At 48.1% G+C, this 24,546-nt stretch carries 26 protein-coding genes (1 of these 26 running past the window's edge); 6 read left to right on the top strand and 20 right to left on the bottom strand.

Going from position 1 to position 24,546, the window contains the following annotated elements:
* The 8 genes from ACKPBX_RS09335 to ACKPBX_RS09300 form a co-directional block, all read right to left on the bottom strand.
* Positions 1–395, bottom strand: partial view of a MarR family winged helix-turn-helix transcriptional regulator gene (locus ACKPBX_RS09335; protein ID WP_160116954.1) — the 5' portion only. The gene continues 40 nt to the left of window position 1, outside the view; 395 of the gene's 435 nt are visible here — the first part of the coding sequence; the start codon lies at positions 393–395; the stop codon falls past the left edge of the window.
* A 265-nt stretch (positions 396–660) separates the two neighbouring features.
* Positions 661–1,461 (bottom strand): energy-coupling factor ABC transporter ATP-binding protein, encoded by an 801-nt coding sequence (locus ACKPBX_RS09330; protein WP_119092655.1) that lies wholly within the window; start codon positions 1,459–1,461, stop codon positions 661–663.
* The gene (locus ACKPBX_RS09325) at positions 1,454–2,305 is read right to left on the bottom strand and encodes an energy-coupling factor ABC transporter ATP-binding protein (protein WP_086630173.1); all 852 of its coding nucleotides are present in this window, start codon (positions 2,303–2,305) and stop codon (positions 1,454–1,456) included. The genes ACKPBX_RS09330 and ACKPBX_RS09325 overlap by 8 nt, the downstream gene beginning before the upstream one ends.
* Positions 2,302–3,069 (bottom strand): energy-coupling factor transporter transmembrane component T family protein, encoded by a 768-nt coding sequence (locus ACKPBX_RS09320; RefSeq protein WP_086630174.1) that lies wholly within the window; start codon positions 3,067–3,069, stop codon positions 2,302–2,304. The genes ACKPBX_RS09325 and ACKPBX_RS09320 overlap by 4 nt, the downstream gene beginning before the upstream one ends.
* A 12-nt stretch (positions 3,070–3,081) precedes the next feature.
* Positions 3,082–3,690 carry an ECF transporter S component gene (locus ACKPBX_RS09315; protein WP_086630175.1) on the bottom strand — a complete coding sequence of 203 codons (609 nt, stop codon included), beginning with the start codon at positions 3,688–3,690 and terminating at the stop codon, positions 3,082–3,084.
* Position 3,691: 1 nt separating this feature from the next.
* Positions 3,692–4,447 (bottom strand): nucleoside phosphorylase, encoded by a 756-nt coding sequence (locus ACKPBX_RS09310; protein ID WP_119092656.1) that lies wholly within the window; start codon positions 4,445–4,447, stop codon positions 3,692–3,694.
* A gap of 210 nt (positions 4,448–4,657) precedes the next feature.
* On the bottom strand, positions 4,658–5,356 hold the full coding sequence (locus ACKPBX_RS09305) for an LrgB family protein (RefSeq protein WP_319995236.1): 699 nt from the start codon (positions 5,354–5,356) through the stop codon (positions 4,658–4,660).
* Positions 5,349–5,720, bottom strand: a complete 372-nt coding sequence (locus tag ACKPBX_RS09300) for a CidA/LrgA family protein (RefSeq protein ID WP_119092658.1) — start codon at positions 5,718–5,720, stop codon at positions 5,349–5,351. Before ACKPBX_RS09300 ends, ACKPBX_RS09305 begins: the two co-directional genes overlap by 8 nt.
* A 336-nt stretch (positions 5,721–6,056) precedes the next feature.
* On the opposite strand from ACKPBX_RS09300, the gene ACKPBX_RS09295 reads away from it, so the two are divergent.
* The gene (locus tag ACKPBX_RS09295; protein WP_319995235.1) at positions 6,057–6,314 is read left to right on the top strand and encodes a hypothetical protein; all 258 of its coding nucleotides are present in this window, start codon (positions 6,057–6,059) and stop codon (positions 6,312–6,314) included.
* 78 nt (positions 6,315–6,392) lie between these two features.
* Here ACKPBX_RS09295 and ACKPBX_RS09290 read toward each other — a convergent pair whose 3' ends face one another.
* The 6 genes from ACKPBX_RS09290 to ACKPBX_RS09265 form a co-directional block, all read right to left on the bottom strand.
* Positions 6,393–7,682: an L-lactate MFS transporter gene (locus tag ACKPBX_RS09290; protein WP_319995234.1), complete on the bottom strand. Its 1,290-nt coding sequence runs from the start codon at positions 7,680–7,682 to the stop codon at positions 6,393–6,395.
* A 180-nt stretch (positions 7,683–7,862) separates the two neighbouring features.
* A complete protein-coding gene (locus ACKPBX_RS09285; protein ID WP_319995233.1) occupies positions 7,863–8,243 on the bottom strand; it encodes a Na-translocating system protein MpsC family protein in 381 nt (126 codons plus the stop codon).
* A 203-nt stretch (positions 8,244–8,446) separates the two neighbouring features.
* Positions 8,447–9,952: a carbon starvation CstA family protein gene (locus tag ACKPBX_RS09280; protein ID WP_319995232.1), complete on the bottom strand. Its 1,506-nt coding sequence runs from the start codon at positions 9,950–9,952 to the stop codon at positions 8,447–8,449.
* Between the two features lie 157 nt (positions 9,953–10,109).
* Positions 10,110–10,844: a LytTR family transcriptional regulator DNA-binding domain-containing protein gene (locus tag ACKPBX_RS09275; protein ID WP_319995231.1), complete on the bottom strand. Its 735-nt coding sequence runs from the start codon at positions 10,842–10,844 to the stop codon at positions 10,110–10,112.
* A gap of 2 nt (positions 10,845–10,846) precedes the next feature.
* A complete protein-coding gene (locus ACKPBX_RS09270) occupies positions 10,847–12,595 on the bottom strand; it encodes a LytS/YhcK type 5TM receptor domain-containing protein (protein ID WP_319995230.1) in 1,749 nt (582 codons plus the stop codon).
* A 116-nt stretch (positions 12,596–12,711) separates the two neighbouring features.
* On the bottom strand, positions 12,712–13,050 hold the full coding sequence (locus ACKPBX_RS09265; protein ID WP_119092663.1) for a thioredoxin family protein: 339 nt from the start codon (positions 13,048–13,050) through the stop codon (positions 12,712–12,714).
* Positions 13,051–13,228: 178 nt separating this feature from the next.
* Between ACKPBX_RS09265 and ACKPBX_RS09260 the strand changes: the two genes are divergently transcribed.
* Together ACKPBX_RS09260 and ACKPBX_RS09255 are read left to right on the top strand one after the other, a co-directional pair.
* Positions 13,229–13,783: a plasmid pRiA4b ORF-3 family protein gene (locus tag ACKPBX_RS09260; RefSeq protein ID WP_319995229.1), complete on the top strand. Its 555-nt coding sequence runs from the start codon at positions 13,229–13,231 to the stop codon at positions 13,781–13,783.
* A gap of 541 nt (positions 13,784–14,324) precedes the next feature.
* Positions 14,325–15,644, top strand: a complete 1,320-nt coding sequence (locus tag ACKPBX_RS09255) for an IS1380 family transposase (protein ID WP_319994998.1) — start codon at positions 14,325–14,327, stop codon at positions 15,642–15,644.
* Between the two features lie 216 nt (positions 15,645–15,860).
* On the opposite strand, the gene ACKPBX_RS09250 is transcribed toward ACKPBX_RS09255, so the two are convergent.
* The 3 genes from ACKPBX_RS09250 to ACKPBX_RS09240 form a co-directional block, all read right to left on the bottom strand.
* A complete protein-coding gene (locus ACKPBX_RS09250) occupies positions 15,861–17,090 on the bottom strand; it encodes an L-lactate MFS transporter (protein WP_319995228.1) in 1,230 nt (409 codons plus the stop codon).
* A 13-nt stretch (positions 17,091–17,103) separates the two neighbouring features.
* Entirely contained in the window at positions 17,104–18,672 is a 1,569-nt protein-coding gene (locus ACKPBX_RS09245; RefSeq protein WP_319995227.1) for an acyl CoA:acetate/3-ketoacid CoA transferase, read from the bottom strand.
* Between the two features lie 302 nt (positions 18,673–18,974).
* Entirely contained in the window at positions 18,975–19,910 is a 936-nt protein-coding gene (locus ACKPBX_RS09240; RefSeq protein ID WP_119092666.1) for a nitronate monooxygenase, read from the bottom strand.
* A 422-nt stretch (positions 19,911–20,332) separates the two neighbouring features.
* On the opposite strand from ACKPBX_RS09240, the gene ACKPBX_RS09235 reads away from it, so the two are divergent.
* A complete protein-coding gene (locus ACKPBX_RS09235; protein ID WP_086943333.1) occupies positions 20,333–21,262 on the top strand; it encodes a LysR substrate-binding domain-containing protein in 930 nt (309 codons plus the stop codon).
* Between the two features lie 156 nt (positions 21,263–21,418).
* Positions 21,419–21,652, top strand: a complete 234-nt coding sequence (locus tag ACKPBX_RS09230) for a hypothetical protein (RefSeq protein ID WP_086943332.1) — start codon at positions 21,419–21,421, stop codon at positions 21,650–21,652.
* A gap of 94 nt (positions 21,653–21,746) precedes the next feature.
* Here ACKPBX_RS09230 and ACKPBX_RS09225 read toward each other — a convergent pair whose 3' ends face one another.
* Entirely contained in the window at positions 21,747–22,094 is a 348-nt protein-coding gene (locus ACKPBX_RS09225; RefSeq protein ID WP_119092667.1) for a hypothetical protein, read from the bottom strand.
* A gap of 291 nt (positions 22,095–22,385) precedes the next feature.
* On the opposite strand from ACKPBX_RS09225, the gene ACKPBX_RS09220 reads away from it, so the two are divergent.
* Positions 22,386–22,841 carry an OsmC family protein gene (locus ACKPBX_RS09220; RefSeq protein WP_086943330.1) on the top strand — a complete coding sequence of 152 codons (456 nt, stop codon included), beginning with the start codon at positions 22,386–22,388 and terminating at the stop codon, positions 22,839–22,841.
* A gap of 272 nt (positions 22,842–23,113) precedes the next feature.
* Here ACKPBX_RS09220 and ACKPBX_RS09215 read toward each other — a convergent pair whose 3' ends face one another.
* The gene (locus ACKPBX_RS09215; protein WP_177187609.1) at positions 23,114–23,497 is read right to left on the bottom strand and encodes a MerR family transcriptional regulator; all 384 of its coding nucleotides are present in this window, start codon (positions 23,495–23,497) and stop codon (positions 23,114–23,116) included.
* A 130-nt stretch (positions 23,498–23,627) separates the two neighbouring features.
* The gene (locus tag ACKPBX_RS09210; RefSeq protein ID WP_119092668.1) at positions 23,628–24,431 is read right to left on the bottom strand and encodes an HAD-IIB family hydrolase; all 804 of its coding nucleotides are present in this window, start codon (positions 24,429–24,431) and stop codon (positions 23,628–23,630) included.
* Positions 24,432–24,546: the final 115 nt, after the last annotated feature.

The raw sequence follows: 24,546 nt of genomic DNA, 5'->3' as shown, positions 1-24,546 counted from the left end.
TCAAGAGCCCATTCAAACTGTGCGAACTGTTCCTGACTGATCCCTTCCGTCATCGATGCGATAAACTGTTTTCGGCGATTCCGCAATCGCTCCGCTATCGGCTTTGCCTGATCAGTCAAGACAAGATGAATGTAACGACGATCTGTCTCGTCCACCCTTGTCTCCAGGAAACCTTTCGCAACAAGCGAATCGACCGATCTGGCAATCAAAGACTTTGATAATCCCAGAGAATCTGCTATTTCTTTGGATGTATCCATTTCGTTATTTGACAAGAAGGTGATCAGATCCAACTCATTCGGAGAAAAATCCGAATCAGACATCTCTGTCTTCACTTCTGCCCGGTACATTTTCGACAGCTTGGACAAGCTGATCAGCAGGTTTTTCTTTTCTTTCATAAATTTCGCGCCTCCATGCATTCAAACTGAAACCATTTTACCGCTAAATGGTTCACTTGTATACCACATGGCCATCGATCATTCCCACAAATGGTCCGTCGGTCTTCCAAATCAAAAAAACTACATCAACAAGAACTCCCAAAGAGCCTTATTGATGCAGGTGTTTTTTTATGACACCCCTCGCGATGTCAGTAAATGATAAATTTCGAATCTTGCAATCCCAATCCACAGTGCGCGGTTCGACTAGTTTGAACCCTTCCTGACATCAACGTTTCTCCAAAGCGATCTCCACTTCTTCCACTGTCAGTAAGTTTTCTGGTATGCCCAAAGCCTGCGCGATTTTCATGGCTTGGGGTTGATCCAGATAGGCTTGCTGCAGGAGGTCTTTTTTGCTGAAGACTTCCCTTGCACCGCCTTCGAGCAGCAGTTGCCCTTGGCTGAAGACGACGACGCGTTCAAAAACGGCAGCCGCAAAATCCATGTCATGCAGAATGCACAACACGGATTTCCCTTCCGTCTGCAGGTTTTCAATCACTTTTTTGATGATCGCTTTCCCGGCCATGTCCTGCCCCATCGTGGGTTCATCGAAAATGACGATGGGCGTGTCCATCGCCAAAATCGAAGCCAACGCCACCATCTTTCTTTGCGCCAAATTAAGGTCGTACGGATTCACCTTCTCGACATCAACCAGTTGTACTTGCGCCAAAGCCGCGCGGGAACTTGCTCTTGCCTCATCCAAGGAAAGTCCGATATTCAACGGACCGACCATCACTTCATCCAAAACCGTATTCTTGAAAATCTGATCATCCGGGTTCTGAAAAACCAGACCGATCTTTTTGGATATCTGGGCAACCGTCAAAGTTTTTAAATCGGTCCCGTCCAGCAGAATTCTGCCGGAATCGGGGCGCAAGAGTCCCTTCAGCAGTTTCACGAATGTCGTTTTCCCGGATCCGTTCTGCCCGATGATGGCAGTTTTGCGATCATCCAGAACCAGATCGATGCCTTTTATGACGAGTGTCGCTTTATCGTAGGCAAAATGCAGCTTCTCTATTTCCAGTTTATTCATGAGGGACACCTTCTTCCGCAAGCAAGCCTTTCAGCTCATCCAATTCCACAGGATAATGCCCATTGGCCTTCCGCTTGTTCAAATGGCGGGCGATCGCGGTCACGGCTGGCGGTTGCACTCCCAATGACGCCAAGTCCTCGCGTGAAAAAATGGCTTCGGGCGTATCATAAGCGATCAATTTGGCGTCATCCAAAAGCAGGACCCTGTCTGCGTACTGCGCGATTTTTTCCATCTTCTGCTCGGCCATGATGATTGTGATGCCTTCTTTCGTGAGGTTCTCCACCACTTTGAAGACCTCTTCCGACCCTTGCGGATCCAGTTGGGAAGTTGGTTCATCCAAAATCAGCACTTTCGGCTTCATCGCGACCACACCGGCGATCGCAACCCGCTGCATTTGTCCCCCGGAAAGATCGAACGGGTTCTTGTCCTTCACTTTGCGGATATCAAGCAAGTCCAAGCTTTCTTCGATCCGCTTGATGATTTCATCGCGCGGCAGTCCCATGTTCTCCAGACCAAAGGCGATTTCTTCATATACCGTAAAACGCGAGCCGGTGATCTGGGAAAATGGGTTTTCGAACACCAACCCGGCTGCTGCAGTGACCTCGCTCACATCCGTCGTGCGCACATCCAAACCGGCTATCATTACCGATCCGCCGTAGGCACCTTTGAAGAAGTGCGGCACCAAGCCGCTCAGAGCATAGCACAATGTCGATTTTCCGGCGGTGTTCCTTCCGATCAGGCCGATGAATTCGCCCTCCTCGACCGAAAAACTGATGCCGTCCAACGCCAATTTCGTCGTGTCGGGATAGCGATATTTTAGATCTTTCACTTCTATGATGCTCATCCCATCAACCTCCAAACGATCAAACCGGCCAGAATCACCAGCAGCAGGATATTCAGCAAAGCACTGTAACGATAGGACTTCGCTTCATTCAGATAGGTTTTCGGAGTGTCCCTGTCGAAGCCGCGGACATCGAGCGCAATCGCTCTCTCCCTAGTATCGTTCAAGGCGTTCAGTATGACCGGTCCCAGTAACGGGAAGAATGCCTTTATCCGGACAAACAGGCTGCCCTCAGTCTCCATCCCGCGCGACCGTTGTGCATCCTGGATTTTTCCATACGTAGCCCTAAGCTGCGGGATGATCTGCAGGACCGACAGGATGACGTAACCGATTTTCGGCGACATGCCTTTCTGCTGCAGCCGTTCAACGAGTTCCGTCGGCGAAGTCGTCAGCACCAATACCCCAAAGGCGCTGACCATATTGATGACGCGCATGGTCAGACGAAAGGCGATAACCAGGCCCTCTTTGTAGAATTTTATCGGGCCCAATTCATACAGCAGCGTTTCATTGGCAGGATTGAAAAAACCCTGCACAATGACGATCGACAGAATCAATAAAAAACTGAGCGCAATCACCGGCATAATATTACGGAAAACTTTCCCCACCAACAAGATGCCAAAACTGGTCAGCATGACTGCCCCAACTTCCCACAGATTATCCAATATATAGGCCGCAGCGATGCTCACGACGACATAAAGCATCTTCGTCAACGGATCCAAACGATGGATCGGCGAGTTGCGCGGTACATACAAAGTCATTGCATCCATTCAAATCAGCCCCTATAATTCTTCTATCGCGCCATCCTTCAGGAAAGTGTTCGTAAGTTTCTTCGGTAAGCCCTTGAAGATAAAGTAACTGATGAGCACCGTCACTAGTTTGTCCGGCACGTCCACAACGATGCTGTCAAGGAAAGAAGCCAGCCATTGCGGTTGTCCATTCGAAATCAGCAAAGCGTAGAGGGCATCTCCCCAGACATTACCGGTCTGTCCGCCCCAAAAGAGGATGTTCAAAGGCGTCGAGACGGTAGCCGCAACCACACCGATGATCAAACCGGCCAACAGCACGGTCTTGATGTCCTTGAACCAGCCTTTAGCGGCAAACAGACCCGCCATCAAACCGATGACTGCGCTGGTAATCGCGTACACTGTCGAAATCGGATCAGCCGTCACGCCGTAGATGACGTTGTTGATGATCCCGGAAGCGGCACCGATTACGGGACCCGCCAACATACCGGACAATACCGTTCCGATCGAGTCCAACCAAAGCGGCAGACGCAAGACGCCCGCGATGTATTTGCCGAGGTAATTAATCCCGATTGCGATCGGGATCAATACGATGGAAGCCGTAGACAACTTGTAGCTCAGTTTGTTTTTTGTTTCTGCATTCATTTTATTCTCCTCCTTTTGCCTGGTGCCATGCATGGAAAGCGGATAATGCCAGTTTGATTTGATTCTGTTCCCCTTGCTTGGTGGCCGCTTCTCCTGAAACGAATTGACGGACGCCTTCTTCCATCTCTTCATCCGGACCGACGACGACATTCAGCAGCGATGCGGTCTTCAATCCCCTCAGCGTCCCAACAACAAACAACGTGGCTGTCTCCATATCCGACCCGATGATGCCGTTGCCGCTCCAATAAGCAGTAAGTTGCGCTTCACGGGCGGTGTAGAAACTGTCGTGGCTGCGGACAATCCCAAAACGATGAGGGATCCGCTCTGTTTCCGCGATTGCCTTCAGATGGATCAACAAATCCAGATCGGCAACGGCGGGATATGCGGAATCGACATAAGCCTTGCTGGCGCCATCATCCCGGACCGCTGCCGTCGCGATGATCACATCGCCCAAATGCACTTCCGGATGCAAAGAGCCGCAGCTGCCGATCCGGATGATGCCTTCTATTCCGATCCTCGCCAACTCTTCGATAGCTATCGCTGTTGAGGGCCCGCCGATCCCAGAGGAAATGACTAGGACTTTTAGCCCTTGATAGGTCCCCAGAACACTCTTGTACTCGCGGTTGAACGCCAAATCGACAGCGTCCTCCAACAGTAATTTCGCTCTTTCAACGCGGGCGGGATCACCCGGCAACAGCGCATATTTCACATCCAGATCAGCTGGTAATTGAATGTGCGCCTGCAGTGTTTGTTCCATTTCTCCACCGTCCTTTGCGCAATGATTGACTCCGGAATAGCCCGACAAAACTTCAAGATACTGATACCCATTATGAGTTCAGTATAGCATAGAGCCCAACGTCTGGCACCGGATAACCCTTGATGGCAAGACCGTCTCCCCAGCGCACAAAAAGAAGCTGTCTCTTTTCTAATTAGAGCTGCTTCTTATGTTTTCACTTAGTTGTTGCCCTTATTGGACGAACAGCGCCGCAAGCGGGATCAACCCCACCATCATGACGCCCGATACGACCATCGCCAAGCTGCTCATGGCACCCTGCAGTTCGCTTGCTTTCAACGATTCGGCCGTCCCCATGGCGTGGGAAGCCGCACCCAAGGCCAACCCTTTCGCAATCGGCTCTTCGATCCTGAAGATTCTGAAAATCAGTCCGGAAACTACCGTTCCGAAAATGCCGGCGAAGATGACCCCTGCCACTATGATACCTGCAACCCCGCCGATCAATTCGGTCGTATCCAACGCGATGGCCATCGTGATCGAGCGCGCCAAGGTGGAAAGGGTCGTAACTTCGCTCATCTGAAGGATCAGAGCCAAGCCGATGATTGTGACCAGACCGCTGATCATCCCCGCCAGACAACTGATCAATACGACCCAGCTGTTCCCGCGCAAAATTTTGAACTGTCGGTAGACCGGAACAGCCAGGCATATCGTGGCTGGTGTCAGGAGGTCGGACAACACTTGCGCGCTTTTTTGAAAAACGGCAACTTCGACGTCCAGGACAAGAATCAAGCCCATCACCAGGATTGTCCCGATCAGCAAAGGATTCATGAAGGCGTAAGGGTACTTTTTGTTCAGCTTCAAGCCGATCATGAAGGCGCCCAAGCTGATGAACAGCCCGAGATATTTTGTCGTCTCCAACAGATGATCAATCATTCCCGTCAGCCTCCTTTGCTTTCTTCCTTCTTATCAATCCTTGCGCCAAAAGCCCGGTAGTCGCCAAAATCACGATGGTGGAGCCGATGTTGATGGCAATCCAGCTGGCGAAATTTTCGGCGATTTGCCCGTAGGAAGTGATGAGCCCAGCCCCGCTCACGACGAACAGCGCAGGCATGATACCCAACAACAGATTGGCGGCACTTTCCACTTGTTTGAGCTTCAACACGCCCGTCATCAGCAACAGGAACAGCAGCGACATGCCATATATGCTGGCCGGAACAGGCAGCGGAATGAAGATGGCCAGCAATTCGCTTACGGCCGAAATAGCGATGATGACGGTAAATTGTTTTAAATAGTGCATGATGGAGCGGCTCCTTCCTTGTCCAAAGTAATCCAGAATTCTATTGCTTAATCATATCAGTCCAAACTGAATTGAAAAGATGCATTGTGACAAAAGTACAAATTAAGATGTCCTAGTTGCCCAAATCTTAAAGGGACAGCCGGACTGGACTTTCCTTAGCAAGCTGACTTTCTCATTATCCAGTATACCGACTTCCGTTCCGAAACGATATATCCCGCAACCCAAAATTCTGCTTTCCATGTCGGTTTTAACCTGTTACGCGATACATACGCAGTCCGAATGATGTATAATAAGCCGTGCAGTAAATGAACAAGGACAGAAAGAAGGCGGAAATAAATGAACTTAGAAAAATTGATTGAAAAAATTGAAGCGTTCAAAGCAAGCCATCCTGAAGGTACATTTGAATTCTTCGTGCAGCCGCAAAGGGATTTGGATGATCTTTATGCCGAACTGCTGATACTGGATGTAGCAACGGATGCAGAGGGAAACGCGACAGCCCGCGCTGAGGAAGCCTTGATTACGTTGGAAAACCCGTCAAATGATGAATTGGCTATGCTTGAAGATATCGCTGAGTCCTTAAAACAATATCTATAGAAAGAACTCCCCGAAGGAGCCTTACAGGTCCTTCGGGGAGTTCTTTTTTTTAATTGGCTTTGCCACAGGACTAACAGTTTAGCGGCTGCTGTTGCGGCCCGCAAAATCAGGCAGATGCTTTTCTGCCGCTGCTTCGTTTTTATACTCCCTGTTCCCCTTGAAAAGCACCAACGTCAACAACGAGCCCATTAGACATGATGCAATCACAAGATAGAATATATAGTCGTAATTCTGGAAAGTATCCAGTAGTAACCCTGAACTGCTCACTCCCAGCACTGCGCCTATTCCATATGCGGTAAATACGATGCCATAGTTCTGGCTGTAGTGTTTAGGGCCATACAAATTGTTGGTTGCAGTAGGCGCTATAGCCAACCAACCACCAACATTGAACCAAAATATCGAAAAGGCTGTGGCAAACAAGCCCACACTTTCATTTTTTGCCGATAGCATCAAAACGGCTGCCGTGATGATTTGAGCGTAAGAAAGGAGCATGGCCGTCTTTGCCGATAACCTGTCCGTCAGCCACCCGAACACCGGACGCCCGATGCCGTTGAACACTGCAAACACCGATATGAACAGCACTACATCCTTTTGCGCCATCCCTATCAGCTCAATGCCGATACTGCTTGTCAAACCTATCATCATCAGTCCAATCATCGTTCCGATAATGAAATTGAAGTATAACCCTTTGAAGTGAGCTGATTTCATCATTTCAGCACTGGTCACATCATACACACCCGCATCCGATCCAGACGAACCCCCTCCTTCAACACCCCCGCTTTCGGGATACTTGAAAGGCATCGAAAGCAAAGGCAGCAACATTCCAAAAACGACTCCCAATACGAGGAATGTTTTCATCACCCCGTATTGTTCAACCAACGTTCGGGCCAATGGCGCCGTAAACAAAGGCGAAAGTCCAAATCCCAGCAGCACCAGCCCAATCACAAGACCCTTTTTTTCAGGGAACCATCTAGTCACTACCGCTAATGGTGCCCCGTAAGCTATCCCGACCCCTGCGCCACTTATCACACCGTAGGTAACAGTCAATACTTGAATATTCGGAGCAAACGCTGATAAAATCCACCCGATTGAAACCAGCAATGACCCCACCAAGATAGTTGATCTCGGACCCCATGTTTTAAAAAAACGCCCGGTCAAAAACATGAACAGGGAATAAAACAGTAGCGCCGTCATATATGGCAATCCACTTTGAGCAGCCCCCACATTATACAATTCCTCCACAGGCAGACGAAAAACACTCCAGGAATAGACCGTGCCCAGCATCATCATAATCACCAGTCCCAAAAACACGTATAGCCACCTAGCACTCTGAAACCTTTTCTTTTCTGTTATCATTTTCTGTTGCATCTGCATCCGCCTTCTTTCCATTTCAAAATAGACAAATTCAAAAATCTTCCCATATCGCCTTGCCACAAAATATAAGTTTCAAATCCGCACAAAAAAAGCCAATAACAAGCCCCCCTATGGAGTACTTGCTATTGGCTTACGCGTCGACTGGCTGTTTGCCCTTCGTTGCATCTTCCATATTTACTTCATCAAACTTTCGATATCTCGATCTACAACTATTGCGATTATTTTCTCACCTGTCTTGGTGCTGACATCGGAATAGGTACTTACGATATTCACGTCAATTACTGTTTTAATTGTTGCTTCAAGCTCTTCTCGAGCATTCTCAAACAAGGCAGTCCGAGCATTTTTTATCAGCTGGATTCCCCCTGGGTTTCTGGCCAAGTTTTTCTCAGATATACTCAAGAAACCTTTGAGTCTTATCAGGATCAAATCCTGAAAGATGACGGTCCGGATTTTCTCTGGACCCCTACCCATTTGTTCAACTTCAAACTTACTGATCGCTTCGCTTAATTTCGATTCGATTTGTCCTTTTGTCATTGAACTTCCAGTGTATGTCATTCGCTTCAACCCCTAAATCATATGAAAGTTGTGAAACGTTTCTTACAGCCAAAACTATAGCATACCAACATATGGTCGTCAACAGGTTTCCTCTGTTGTAATAAGGTAAAGGCATCTACAACAAGAAACTCCCTGGGGGCTACACCGCGGTAGTCCTCCAAAGGAGTTTCTTTATTCAATAAATTTTCGGCTGGAAGCTGTGGTTATTCGGCTACCGCTGCTGCCGGTACTGCTTCAGCGGAAGCAAACGTTCCGATCGGCAGATGGTCGTTCAGCAGTTCTGCTTCCGGATCCAATGCAGCTTTCTGTTTCACACCGGTTGTCCAGTAAAGTGCCATAATCGCTACGGTTGCGACCAGTCCGACCAAGTAAGTGGCTGTCTGCAATCCCATCCGGAATCCGATCGGCTCGCTCAGGATATAGACGACACAGGCATAAAGCATGAATGTTGCAGGCAATAAGGTAACCAGGTAATTTTTGTTTTTAAGATATAGATAACGCGTCGACATCAGCAAAGCGATGACGGCTGTAACTTGGTTCGCCCAGTTGAAGTATCTCCAGATCAGGTTGAAATCCACTTTAGTAAGGAAGAACGAGATGACAAACAAAGGAATCGTCATCATCAGGATTTTTTTCATTGAATCCTGTTTGATGTTCATGTAGTCAGCCAAGATTGTCCGCAGACTTCTGAATGCTGAAAGTCCTGAAGAGATCGGCAAGACGATGACGCCGATGATGGCAACCGTACCGAAGACATTCCCTAACAACATAGTGGAAACTTGGTTAACGACAGCTGATGGCGTGCCAGCATCAATCATTTGGCTCAATGTTTGGCCATCGAACAAGGCCATGGAAGCTCCAGCCCAGATCATGGCGATGACGCCCTCAGCAATCATCATGCCGTAGAAAAGGAAGCGCCCTTCCCGTTCGTTCGTCGACGTCCTAGAAACCATCGGCGCTTGGGTTGCATGGAAACCGGAAATGGCCCCACAGGAAATCGTAAAGAAGATTGCCGGGAAAATCGGTGTGCCTTTCGGATGGAAATTCTGCATAGTGCCCATCGTCAATTCGGGCAGGTTATGGCCACCCGTCAGCAAGCTGATGCCGATGGCGATTGTGCTGATGATCAGGATTGCGCCGAACCAAGGGTAGACTTTTCCCATCGCCTTGTCGATCGGCAGGATGGTGGAGATGAGATAGTAAGCAAAGATCAAAAACGTAATGATGCCAATCGTCATCCAATCAGGTGTGATGCTGGCAATCAGATTGGCCGGCGAAATAACAAATACTGTAGCCACCAACATCAGCAGCAGCATGGCGAAGATGTTGACGACGTGCTTGACCGGTTTGCCCAGATATTTGCTGGCCAACTCCGGCAAGTGGGCGCCGTCGTTCCGCAAGGAAATCATCCCGACCATGTAATCGTGGACAGCTCCTCCGAAGATGCAGCCGACGATGATCCAGATGTAGGCGACCGGACCGTAAAGCGCTCCCATAATCGGTCCGAAAATAGGACCCGTTCCGGCAATATTCAACAATTCAATGATGGCATTTTTTGATTTTGACATCGGGACAAAATCATATCCGTCCTTCAGTGCTTCAGCGGGGGTCGTTCTTTCCGGATCGATGGAAAAGTTCTTTTCGATGTAGCGCCCATAAGTAAAGTAACCTAGAATCAGTAAGGCGATTCCTCCAAGTAAAGTAAGCATCTTTTTTCCTCCTTCAATATAAATGTGCGGCCAACACGTTTTTTCTATGCCCTTACTTTACTGGAGAAAAAGAAACTTTTGGGTCATTTGCGCCCGAAACGACAAAACTGCAGGCTGAGTTGCACGCCTGCAGTCCTGAAATTCATTCACTTTTTGATCAGATACCTACTTTTTCCTTAAATTCCTTCATATAAGAACGGCTGACGGGTATCTTCAAGCCGTTGCTCATCGTCAGTTGGAATGTATGGTTGAACCATGGCTGGATTTCCTTTATTTCCTTCAGATTGAGGAGGAAGGCGCGATGAACCCTCAGGAAAGGATGCCCATCGATTTTTTTCTCGAGCGCACTGAGCGGTTCATGAATGATGTAGGTCATATTTTTCGTATAAATGGTCGTTTCGCCGTTCTCGACTCCGATTGCGATGATTTCCGGGACCTGCAGCATATAGATACGTTCATCCATCTGGATGGGCAAGACCTGCAGTCCTATATCCTTCTGCTTCGGTACTTCCACTTCTCCGACCTGTTGCTTGCGGTACTGTCCGTAGGCTTTTTTGACCGCTTGCTGGATCCGCTCCATTTCAAAAGGCTTCAGGACGTAATCGGTCGCATTCAGTTCAAACGCTTTGACGGCATAATCATCATAGGCCGTAGCAAAAATGATCATCGGCGGTTTCTTCAGTTTATTGATTTTGCCAGCCAACGATAGGCCGCTCTCATTAGTCAGGTGAATGTCCAAAAAGATCAGATCCACAGGGTCCTCAAGCATCGCTCCCAGCGCTTCTTCGATCGAATCCGCTTGGGCGATGGCGCTCACGCCTTCGCATTGCCCTAGCAAGTAAGCCAGTTCATCCCTTGCCAATGGTTCGTCATCCACAATCAATACCCGCATACTCATCCCTGCCTTTCTTGATAAGGTACCGTGCAATAGACGGTCGTTCCTGTTGGTGAAGATACGAAATGCAATTTTGCCGATTCGCCGAACAGACTGACCAACCGTTTATTCAGGTTCTCCAATGCCGAGCCGGTGCCTTCCTGCGATGGCACTGTTTCTTTGCCTAATTTCTCTAAGTGATTGGAGTCGATGCCTTCGCCGTTGTCCCGGACGGAAATGAACACCCCATCCGGACTGTTTTTCACATCGATCCATACCCGATTATCGGTCTTCCGGCTGCCGAAAGCATGCTTGAACGCATTCTCCAACAGAATCTGGATCAGAAAAGGCGGCAACAACACTTCCTCCAAGCCTTCCTCGACGGAAATGTCGACTTGGTAGCGATCAGGGAAACGAGCCTGCTCCAACGAACGGTAGGCTTCCACCTGCATGAGCTCCTTCATCAACGGAATCAGGTTGGTGCGGGCGCCCTGCAGATTGGCCCGGAAAAAGTTACTGAGTTGGATCAGCAGCCTGCGCGCCTGTTCGCTGTCGACCCGGATCAACGCAGAGACGGTATTGATGGCATTGAAGAAGAAATGCGGATTCACTTGCGCCTGCAAGGATTTGATTTCGGCATCCTGCAGCAGCTTGCTCTGCAGTTCGATCTCCCCAAATTCGATTTGGCTGGAGAAGATGTTGCCGAGGCCTTCCGCCAACTGCCTTTCGACAAAGGTCAATTTCGCCGCATCCGTGAAATACAGCTTCAAAGTGCCGATCGTTTTACCTTGCGCTTTCAGCGGAATGACGAGCGCCGCTTGCAAAGGACAGCCCGGATGGTTGCAGCCGATTTCGTCATGGGAATGGACTTCCCTGATTTCACCTGTCCGCAGCACTTCTTTTGATAATTCGGTCAATATTTCGTTCGAGGCGATGTGGTGGTCGCTGGCTGCGCCAACATAGGCCAAAATCCGATCGGTGTTCGTGATGCTTACGGCGGACACTTTCATCAATTGTTGGATGATTTTTGCCGCTTCCGTGCACGAAGCTTCGTTCATGCCGGAACGGAAATAAGGCATCGTTCGGTTCGCCAATTGGAGCACATCATGCGTCTGCACCGCTTTCGTCTGTTCGACTTGGCGCAGCGTGGAGCCGATGATGGAAAGGAAAATGCCGGTCCCCATGCTGTTGACGAGGACCATCGGAAACGCAATAAATGTCACCAGATCCCAAGCAGCCGGAAGATCGCGGCTCAACACCAGAATGCTGAGCATCTGGACTCCTTCCGTCACGGCTCCAATCATAAAGCCTTCCTTTATCGTCGGATAGGTATTTTTGCGCATCGTTTTGGCACCGTACAGACCGGAAATGAGGCCGATCAAGATGGAAGAAATCACATAAATATAGGCCTCTTCCCCACCTTGGAAGAAACGGATGACGCCCGAGATGATGCCGACGGATGTGCCGACCAACGGCCCGCCGATCAGACCGGCGACGCCGATTGTGAGCACCCGCGTGTTCGCCAAGGACGCTCCCTCCGAAAGTTTCATCAGTACCTGGTCGGATACGATGCGGTCCTGACTGATCTCAACGCCTGTATAGTTTGAGATGACCGCGAATATTCCGAATACGACAATCAGCGCCACTTTGGTGCTCAAGCGTTGACGTTCGCCCAATTTGTCCCTGAAATAGTGGGTATTCATCAAAAGGTAGGCCAATATGATGATCAGCCCGACCCGCTCCAATATCAAAATGAATAGATTAAACATGGCCGCTCCTTTCCGGAAAATGATTATCTTTAGTTTACACCAGAAGTAACTAATTTGTGCACAAAAAACGATAGCCTAAGCTTTGCGCTTCAGACTATCGTTCCTTTATCAAGCTATCAGAAGTTATCCGCAATCCGTTGGAATTGGTGATGCAGCTCATCCATCACCACGAAGCGGGCTTCCCTCAGCATTTCCTTGCCTTCAACGAACAACAGCAAAGCCGGAACGGTGAAGACGGTGAATTCGCCCGCGACTTCCGGGATGTCATCGGCGTTCGCCTGGATCGCTTTGATTGCCGGGAATTCTTCCAGCATCTCTTGCACTTGCGGTTGGACCGCGTGGCAGACACCGCAGTTCGTCCGGGAAATATAAACAAACGCTAATTTGTTTTCAGCGATGAAGTGACGGATTTCTTCTATTGAAGTTGCTTGTTGAAAATTATTTGGATAAAACACAAGTTAACCTTCTTCCACTTTATTTTTGTGGCAATTATAGCACGCGAATCGGAATAAGTCCGTTTTGCGGATTGGCCATCCTTGGCGGCCTAAAATCCCTTCGCGCTTCCCTCACCCTTCTTATTTGAACTTGCCTTATGAAAACGTTATACTGAAAACAAAAAAGGTGGTTTTTCAGATGATGTTCGAACTCAGGGTTACGCTTTTGGATGTCGGCATACCAGTCTGGCGAGATATACAATTGGATGACGACACAACTTTCTCCGATCTGCATTTCATTCTCCAAAGTGCATTCAATTGGTCCGATCTCCACCCGCATACTTTCAGGTTTGCCTCGCCGCATAAAGATGCATTGGCAGAAACCGATCGTCTGCGGGACCATATCCAAGGAAAAGACGATAAAATCATTTACACGTACAATATGGAAGAAAACTGGGAACATGAAATCATCCTGCAAAAAGCCTTTGAAGCAAAGGCGGACGTGCTCTATCCCCGTTGCGTACGCGCAGAGAATCTGGCGCCTGAGGAAGACCATACCCGCCTGGACATCACGGACGACACACTGGACCTCGCGTACAAAGATTCCGGGGAAATCGCGAAAGCGATCAATGAGGAATTGGCTTACCTGAATGTCAGCGGCCTAGGCGAAGGCCTGCCGGGGCTCGATGAAGATGAATGGGTAGCCCTGGATGATGACGAAGATGAATGGGAAGACGACGGCGGCCATCCGTGAGAGGCTGACAACAACAAAAGGCAAGCATTCGGGCTTTTAGGGAGCCGAATGCTTGCCTTTTGTTGTCGGCCATATCGCGTCCGGCCTAGTTGGGTGGTTGTCCGATATACCGCTAGAATCGGACAATTTCATCTCCTATCGCTGACCCGATGTCCGATATATCGCTAGAATCGGACAACCAGTTATCCCTTCGCAGTCTAGTTGTCCGATATCCTACTAGTATCGGACAAACTCGTCTCTCATTGCTGGCCCGGTGTCCGATATCCTGCTAGTATCGGACAAACTCATCTCTCATTGCTGGCCCGGTGTCCGATATTCCGCTAGAATCGGACAACCAACAAGAAAAAGCATCCCCTGCGCTCATATTCGAGTGCAGGAGATGCTTTTTCCTGAATTATTCATAGATTTTCACAAAACGTCTGGAAACGTTAGTCTTCCAACATATTTTGTCTTTCCAGTTCACACCCAAAAGGTGTGAAAAAAGAACCCCTATCTGTTATGGTTAATGTACCACCAACAACCATAGAAAGGGGTTCTCTCAATGGCAACTTTACATGAAAACACTCTAAAATTCAATGCAAAAATGACGGTTACAAATACTGGAGGTAATCTGACCACGGATGCTGGTCTCGTTTTGGTTAAAGAATTCCTTCATTCAATCGGATTCGAACAGTTGATGGAGAATGAGCTCCAATTTCAAGACTCCCGTCTTTCACCTACACATTCGAATGAATCCATCCTTGAACAACTGATTTTCCAATTAATTGCAGGCTATGATACCGATGCATCTGCCAACATCTTACGCCATGATCCTTTCTTCCAACAGATGCTTGAAAAAAGTACATTGGCTGCACAACCTTCGCTTTCGCGTTTTTGGGATCGCATTAGTGAGAGTCCCGATGCACTTTTGCAGCTACAAGCGCTCAATCAAGCAATGCTGGATAAGGTACGCATACAACGTAATGCAACAGAAATGGTATTGGATTTGGATTCCACCTATTGTGACACCTACGGCGATCAAGAAGAAGCGGCTTTCAATGCACATTATCAAACGATTGGTTATCATCCGCTTGTCGCATTCGATGGTCTGACCAAGGACTTTCTGAAGGCGGAACTGCGTTCCGGAAACACATACTGCTCAAACGGAGCAGCCGATTTTTTGAATCCGCTTCTTGAGCATTATAATCAGACTGTTCCGGTCAGCACCATTCTTGTTCGCGCAGATAGTGGCTTTGCCGCACCGGAACTGTATGACCTCTGTGAAGAAAAAGAGCATCAGTACGTCATTCGGCTCAAACGAAATCTCTGCTTATTCAAGATAGCGGAAGAGTTTGTTCAAGTTGGGGATGAGACCGAATGGAGTCAGCGGGAAGAACATTTCTACTCGACTCGCTATCAAGCCGGCACTTGGAAGCATGACCGTAGGGTTTGTATTCGTTCCGTCAGGGCAGCTAATGAACTGATTTTTCACCATGAATTCATTATCACCAATCTATCCAATGCCGTCTCGGCTGAACAAATCTATCAAACGTATTGGAAGAGAGGTACGATGGAGAATTTCATCAAGGAAGCCAAGAATGGCTTCTTCTTCGACAAGACAGACAGTTCTCATTTCTTGGAGAATGCCGTCCGCATGATGGTCAGCGTCCTTTCCTATAACATCAACAATTTCATACGCACACTAACTTTCCCGGAAAAGGCCAGAGGCCTACAGATACAAAGTATTCGTCTTCGGTTTTTCAAGATCGCTGGGAAACTGATCCACAGCGGAAGACGCATGATGCTAAAACTCAGCACCCATCATGTCTACCAAGATGAATTTTTTCATATCCTACGGCAAATTCAATCCTTGTCTTGGTGAGGAGACCCCGTAAATTTAAAAAAATCGTTCGAACAAAGGGATTAGTATGCCCAAAAACACAATAACAATCGCATTCTGTGCTTCTTTTCGTCTCTAAGAGACGTTTTGAAAGGGAAAAAATAACAGCTCTGCCAAAAATCCAATATTGCAGATGAAATAGAGTTGTTCATATCAAGATTTGGGGTGGTATGAATAATTCAGGTTTTTTTATGTTTATTAAGCAGTTTCTGTGATCGATTTCGTTGCCGTTTTTTTCTTGTAAACAAGATCCAGAATCAAACCTGCAGCCGCAACCACGATCGCGACATAGAAAGCTTTGGTGAAGTCACCGTTGTTCGCAGCAGCGATTCCTGCTGTTACTTTAGGCGCTACGAAAGCGGATGTCGAGTAACCGATGAACACGATACCGTAGTTGACGCCTTGGAATTTCGGTCCGAAGTTATCCATGACCAATGAAGGGAACACGCCCATCACACCGCCGAAGCATAAGCCTAAACCAACGATTCCTAGTGTAAAGCCGAACATGGATTTGACGAAAATAAGGATCAAGAAAGTAAGAATGATGACACTATACATGATGCTGATAGTCGTTGGTTGACCCAATTTATCGGAAACAGCGCCCCAGATAACGCGACCCATTGTATTGCTGAGAGAATACACGCTGACATATACGGCTGCCGCTGCTGCGGATAGGCCGAACATCGATTGTCCGATCGGCGAAGCATTTGAAGCGATCATCAAGCCTGAGAAAGCACCCATGGCGAACATCAGGATGATCATATAGAATTTTGGATCCTGCAGCATTTCTTTCCAGTTCTTGTTTACGACCGGTTTATTCGCTGCTGCAGTAGCCGCTGCGTTCATGTTTTTAGGCATGTAATCTTTCGGAGCAACCTTGATGAAGAGGCTGCAAGTGAAGCTGATAATGGCATAGGCGATACCCATCCGCACGAAAGTGTCGGCAACACCAATACTTTGGATCAGTTGGTTCGCGATCGGAGCTGCGATGATGGCCGCTCCGCCCATACCTGCTGTGATCAATCCGGAAGCCAAACCTTTTTTATCCGGGAAGAAACGGATCGTGTTGCTTAGGCAGCCTGAGTAAGCGAAGCCTTGTCCGAAACCGGCCATCAAACCATAATACACGTACAATTCAGTCAAAGTTGTAGCTGTACCCGCCAAAGCAAAACCGACACCGAACAATACCGCTCCGGCCATCGTGCTCCATTTCGACCAACCTTTGTCGGTCAAGAAGCCGCCCAAGATCATCGGAATCGGCCCTAAAGCCGCGTTGATCGCGAAGGCTACCATGACCTCAGCCATTGTCCAACCTCTTGCGGCAGACAACGGTCCTGCCAATACGCTGAAAGCATAAACTGCACCCGTACACATCAAGATACCCATAGAGCTGACCAAGACAGCCCAGCGATTAATTTCCTTTTTCATCAACAACACTCCCTTATTTTCCATTCGCCATGACGATGTTTTTTAGTTCTCCCCAATTTTCGCGGAACATGCCTTCGTTCATTACTTTCAGATTTTCGGCAATGACCGGTTTGAAGCCCATTTGTCCCAAAATATCTTTTTCCAGATCGACGCCAGGCGCGATTTCGATCAGGCGCAACTTGCCTTTCTCGAGGTCGAATACCGCACGTTCGGTTACGTACAATACTTCCTGTTCCACTTCGGACGCGTATTCACCGCTGAAAGTGACTTGTTCGACTTCAGCTACGAATTTCTTCGCTTTGCCTTCCTGGATGATCGTCAAACGGCCATCTTTGACCTCCTGTTGCAAACCGCCGGCAGTAAAGGTTCCTGCAAACACCAATTTTTTGGCAGCTTGGGAAATATTGATGAATCCGCCACAACCCGCTACACGATTGCCGAACTTGGATACGTTCACGTTTCCGAAGGCATCGGTCTGAGCAAGCCCCAACACGGATAAGTCCAATCCGCCGCCATCGTAGAAGTCGAATTGCGCATGGTGATCCATGATCGCTTCGCTGTTGAAGGCATGTCCGAAGTCCCGCAATCCTGCCGGAACGCCGCCGATCGATCCGGCTTCGGTCGTCAACACCAATTGATCGCTGATGCCTTCTTCCGCACCGACTGTCGCGACATTGACTGGAATTCCTACGCCAAGATTCAGGACAGCTGAAGGAACCAACTCCATCGCTGCACGACGGGCGATTACTTTACGGGCATCCAATGGAAGTGCCGTTACAGCATCCATTGGTACTTTTGTATCGCCGGAGAAAGCCGGATTGTACTCAGTGTTTTCTGTCTGGAATTGATTGCCTGGTTGTGCCACGACAATGTAGTCGACCATGATGCCTGGTACTTTTACGTCTTTAGGATGCAGTGTGCCTGCTGCCGCCAAGGTTTCCACCTGAGCGATCACGATACCGCCTGAGTTTTTGACAGCCTGTGCGACCGGCAACACTTCCATGTGCAAACCTTCTTTTCCAAGCGTCAAGTTGCCTTTTTCATCGGCTACCGTTCCGCGGATCAGGCCGACATTGATCGGGAAAGTCGGGTAGAATAACCATTCTTCATTTTCAATTTCAACCACTTTGACGATGTCTTCGGTCGTGCGCGGGGAAAGCTTGCCGCCTTCCAGACGTGGATCGACAAAGGTGCGCATGCCGACTTTAGTGAATAAGCCCGGACGTTTTGCGGCGATTTCACGGTACAGTTGGGTGATGACCCCTTGCGGAAGGTTGTAGGCTTCGCATTTGTTTTCGACGATCAGGTCGCTGAGTTGCGGAGAAGCGCTGACGATGCCGCCGATCCAACGTTTGATCAGACCTTCGTGGGCAAGATGGCTCATCCCTTTTGTGCGGCGATCCCCCACAGCGCTCGCGTGGATGACTGTCAGGTTGTTCGGATGTCCTTCCGCTTTAAAGCGATCTTCAATGGAAATCGCCATTTCTTCGTTCACACATGCCAGACCGAATCCGGTCAATGCCACTGTGCTGTTGTCTTTGATCAATTTTGCCGCTTCCGCAGCTGTGATTACTTTTGTCATAAGTGTACCCTCCTATTTGCTCGTTCATTCACATAAATAAGTAAGAAAAGCGGTACAAGCCCGCTCTGCCTCGAAAGAAATTTAGGAAATCTGGCCCCGAATGAGCATCGTAGAGCGCAATGGGTCAGATTTATCTAATTTCCGAGAGGCAGGCTTGGTCCGCTAGCCATTATTTTAGATGCATAAAACATTTTAAAAATCCGTGAAACACCTACGGTGATGCACTTTTATATTGAAAATATTTTATATTTCCTAATATTTAAGAAAAAAGCTCAGCCTTGATCTGAGCTTTTCAGTTTTGATTAATAAGCGATCTTCAAAGATGCTGCGATTGCTTCAGCATCTTTGAACAATGTTTCGATGATTTCTTTGGCAGGACGGATATCACGGACCATACCGGTGATTTGGCCGGCCATGACCGATCCGTTCTCTACATCGCCTTCGAATACAGCTTTGCTCAATGAGCCCAACGCCAACTCTTCCAATTCATCACGGGATGCATTGTTGTTTTCCAGTTCTTGGAATTTCGTAAGCATCTTGTTTTTGATGGAACGGACAGGTGCTCCGTTGCGGCGGCCTGTAACGATCGTAGCTGTATCATCAGCATCAAGTACCGCCTGTTTGAACGTAGCCGGAACCGGGCATTCTTCAGCGGACAAGAACAGTGTTCCTACTTGGATCCCTTGAGCACCCATCGCGTACATCGCAACGACGCCGCGGCCGTCACCGACTCCGCCGGCTCCCAATACGGGGATGTTGACTGCGCTGACTACTTGCGGCACTAAGCACATGGTCGTTGTTTCGCCGACGTGTCCGCCCGCTTCGGTTCCTTCAGCTACGATTGCATCCGCGCCTAAGGCCTCCATTTTTTGTGCATGTTTCACGGAAGCTACTACCGGAATGACTTTAATGCCGGCTTCTTTGAATTTCGGCATGAATGGTTTCGGTGTGCCTGCTCCAGTCGTCACGACTTTGACGCCTTCTTCGATCACGACATCAACCAATTCCGGACAATTACGCATCATCAGCATCAAGTTGACGGCAAAAGGTTTGTCCGTCATCGTTTTGCATTTTTGGATCTCTGCACGCAATTGATCTGCTGTCATCCCGCCTGAAGCGATGATGCCAAGCCCGCCTGCATTTGAAACGGCAGAAGCGATATCAGCCGTTGCGATCCGTGCCATCGCTCCTTGAAAAATAGGATATTCTATTCCTAGCATTTCGCATAATGTTGTCATTTTGTTTTTCCTTCTTCCTTGAATTGTGAGTGGTGAGTCTGCAGGCTCGGCTGAACTTGCCGTTCCGCTTGCTCACCTTTTTTCTTGATAGTTGCATTATAGAATTGATCTGATTATTTGTGAAATAGTAATCTTCACCGGTTTATCATAACTGTTTGGTTATATAAAATAGTTTGATCCGGAATATAAAGCTCGTTATTATTGAGTTTACGAACAAATATAATACACCTCCTTTTTGAGATAATGCATTTTGTTCATATCTTTTTTGTTCTGAATAGATATCATTTTCATAACCTATATATTATAATTGTGATTATTTTATCTTTCACAATCATAAAGTGAGGTACAATAACGCTTGCAATTATTAATCGTTTTCCAGTATAACCAACAGTAGAACATCGCGATCGAAAGGATGACAAAAAATGATGCAACAGACCACTATCATTGCCTATCTGGATGCCATCGTCAGTGAAGGGACCTTCACTCAGGCGGCAAAGTCTCTATATATTTCCCAGCCTTACCTCAGCAAAACCATCACAAAATTGGAAGAGGAACTGCAAACCAAATTGGTCGAGCGCAATCGGACTCCGATGGAATTGACCTATGCCGGTGAAAGGTTCCTGACGCATATGAAAAAGATGCAGAACCAGTACGAGGATATGGTCAACGAATTGACCATGATCACCAATCTGAAGTACGGCCGGATCCGTATCGGCGTCCATCCGATCATGGGTTCTTTTCTGCTTCCTTTGATTCTGCCGAAGTTCCATGAAAAATATCCAGGCATCGTCCTGAAAATCATGGAACAGGACGCCAAAACGACGGAAATGGATCTGCTGGAAAACAAAGTCGATCTGTACCTGGGCATGATGCCGATCCATAATGAACAGCTTTCCTACACGATGCTCGCGGAAGACAAATGGTGCGTCATCGTTCCGGACACAAGCCCGCTGTATCAGCCCGGCTTGAAGGAAATCGAAAAATTCCCTTATCCTTTGAACTTGCTGAAGAACGAAAAGTATGTGCTGACTACTTCCCAATCCGGGATCCGTAAACAGGCCAACGAATTCCTGAAGCATCTGGACATCAAGGCTGATATCGTCATGGAAACGCAGAACATTTCAACCGCAGCGGCTCTTGCAAGGAAGGGCATGGGACTGACCTTTTTGCCGAAGAGTGCGCTCAACAACAGCGAATTGATGGACAGCTACAATATTTTCTATATCGAAACCAGCATTGTCCGCACCCGTTATTTCATCGCCTACAGCAAAGAAAAAACCCTTTCCTCAGTCGACCTGGCTATGATCGATATGGCAAAGGAACTTATGAAAGCCTACAGCGACAGCATTTGATCATTGCCGTCTGCATCAGCGAAAAGACGCCTCTTATTCTGTTCGGAACCATATCATTTGGCCTTCAGCAACAGAAGTTGTATCATCAAAGTGAGCAAAGAAGATTTTCCACACTTTGCGCTCAAGAGCGGATACTTACCCATAGGAGGGGTTATCATGGATAAATTATCAAAAGATGACAATCATTCTATCGATGCCACTTGGTTGACCGAAGAACCCTATCTTGATATCATTCCCGAAGATCCCCCTCAAGAAACCGAAATCCTTTACTGCCAATGCAAGAAGCCATCGAGCGTTTATCAGGAAAGCAACGATCTTGGCCACTGGCTGAAATGCGGAGACTGCAATCGCGTCATCAAAGGTTCGTTCGAAGCGGCAAAGCCTTATTGACCCAAACAAAAAAATCAAAAAGGAGCAAGGGAATGCGGAATGCCGCACTCACTTGCTCCTTTTTGATTCCTGACATGAAAAAAAACACCAGAGATCAGTCTGGTGTTCCGGCGTTTGTTGCTTTCAAGTTCTTGATATCCAAAAACTTTTGGCAGAGTTTATCCAATTCCTGCTCCATCACAGCACTCGTCTCAGGTGAATAACTGAGCATTTTTGCTGGATTGGATACCAGATCCAGAACGGAATCGGGAACCACTTTGTCGCCTTCGACATGGACAGCGATTTGTGGGTAGTAGTTCGTTGTTCCGCAGCATGCTGAGACAAGATAGGCGATTTCGTAATGCTCGTTGCCCTTGTCGCGGATACGGAAATAGCCATCGCCGATGAATTCCTTTTCCGGCCCGAAATTAGCCAATATCAGATCCAAATCCTTCTTTTCCATTGAGAAAACCCCTTTTCTTCGTGAATCAACCAAAATGATCATTTGCTTAAAAAACGTGAACACAGGCCTGTACTTCAACACTTGCCCGCACTTTTTCCTTCAAGGATAGTATACCACTCCATGACAGTTTTGCACATCCGCCGTGAAATAGATGAAACCTATATTTCTGGTATTTTCCCAAGCCCCCTTCCTTGTTTGGAGGGAGTGCTTCTGTTAAGACTAACCCAAGTTGCTATGATAAAATAAACTTGTAAGCGCTGACTGAACAAAAACAGAAACGGGGTATTCCAGATGACAGAAACAAAATTATCGAAATTGAGGATCACTGGCCAATCACACCAAGGCATCACCACTACGGTGAAGGTCCGTAACCTGCCTGAATTTTTCGTAGACGAATCGGAACGGATGGGCGGCGACAACAAAGGGCCGAATCCGTTGGAATATCTTTTAAGTTCGCTGGCAGGCTGCACCTCGATCATTGCCTATTATGTAGCCGAACAACAAGGGCTCTCTTACAGAGGTCTGACGTTTACCGTCGAAGGCACCTTTGATCCGCGCGGTTTTGCCGGGGAAGATGATATCCGGACCTACTTCCAGGAAGTCACGCTCATCAACCATATCGAGACCGATGAGACCGACGAAGCCATCGAGAAACTGGCGGCTGAAGTCGAAAGAAGATGCCCCGTTTACAACCTCATGCTGGATGCGGGCGTCGACATGTCAACCCAGTGGATCCGGACCAATTAAAAAAATCAGAAATGCGGAACGGGTTCATTCAGCCCTGAAAGAAATTTAGGAAATCGAGCCGACTGAGCATCATAGAGCGCAATAGGCTCGATTTATCTAATTTCCGAAGGGCTTACCCGTGAAGCTAGCCATCTAACTTGATTGCATGAAACATTTTGCGAATCTATTAAACAACTACGGTGACGCACTTTCGGATTCAAAATATTATATATTATGAAAAAATCCCATCAGCCTGCCAAACAAGGCCTGATGGGATTTTTTTGTCGTTACATCTACTTGAATTCTCTCAGCTTGTTTTCGCTCGGAACCATGTGGCTCGTATAATTTTCGATTTTGAACGTCAGCCGTTCCATCGCCTGCTGCATCACATCGATCCGTTCCTGCAGTTCATGCTGTTGTTCGACCAACAGATCCATCCTTGCCGGAACAGTCTCTTCTCCGCTGCGGAAGAGTGCGAGATATTCGATCAAGGATTCGATCGATAAGCCCGCATTGCGCATCTGGCGACTGAAGGCGATCCACTTCAGATCTTCTTCATCGAATTCACGGACCCCGTTTTCGTTTCTTTTTATCGGCGGAATCAGACCGATCCTCTCATAGTAGCGGATCGTATCGGCCGATACACCCGTTTCCTCGCTGGCTTTCTTTATGTTTATCATCTCGTCCATCCTTTCGGCATCAAAACCTGTCCTGACTGTTACCCTCAGTTATATCCTACACCTTGGAGTGGGCTCCAAGTCAAATGGAATTTCCAGGCAAATGGGCGGGGCCCGCCTCGACAAGCTTTCAGCCTTGCAACGCAAGCAACTGCAGGATTGTATGCGACACCGCGTCCTCATCATTCGACCTTCCCGTGGTGAATGCCGCAGTATCCTTGATGATTGGATAAGCGTTCCGCACAGCGAAGCTGTACCTGCCGCTCTTCATCATTTCGACATCATTCATCCCGTCACCGAACACCATCGTTTCTTCCGGGGTGACCTGCAGCAGCTCCTGCAGATGGGCTACCGTACTCCCTTTATGCACGTTCAAGTCGGTGATGTCCAGCCAAGCTTTCTCCGAAGCGACGATATGCGCGCGGTCACGAAAAGCAGCCAATTTTTCAGCAGTCCCGATGCACCGTTCTTGAATATCACGGACCGTGATTTTTATGAAATCATCCTCGATGGCTCCGAAATCCGCCACCGTGATCACTTTCTTGTAGGATCTCCTGACAGCCGCGGATTCTTCAGGCGACAGATCATTTTTGATCATGGCGGCTTCCTTCGTGCAGGCGATCAGCGTATGCCCAAGCTGCATCTCCTCCAATTCGCGCAGGATGGCCAGGCCTGTCGTATTCTCCAACAACGATTCGTAGACGACTGTGCCGTTGCGTTTGATCCGGGAAGCACTGTCCCCGAGAATCCAAAAATCAGCAGCATCCTCGCCGAATATTTCTTCGACACGCTCACTCTGCTTGCCCGTACAAGGCGCGAAAACGACTCCTTTTTCCGCCATCATCTGCTTGACCTGCTTGAAAAGTTCCCTGTTGAAATCCCCTTGGCTGTTCAAAAAAGTACCATCCATATCCGTCAAAATCAACTTGATCATCCAGTGTCCTCCGTTCCGATAAATTTCTCCCTCCATTATCGCATACTTTCCGGTCCACAACAGTCCGTATGCTGAAGCGCAGAAAATCTTCCGGATGGCGCCGCTTGTGCGATTC

The sequence above is a fragment of the Trichococcus shcherbakoviae genome (assembly GCF_963666195.1).
GTDB classification, from domain to species: domain Bacteria; phylum Bacillota; class Bacilli; order Lactobacillales; family Aerococcaceae; genus Trichococcus; species Trichococcus shcherbakoviae.
The sequence above is the reverse complement of the archived record's forward strand: the minus strand, read 5'-3'. Positions and strand labels throughout refer to the sequence as shown.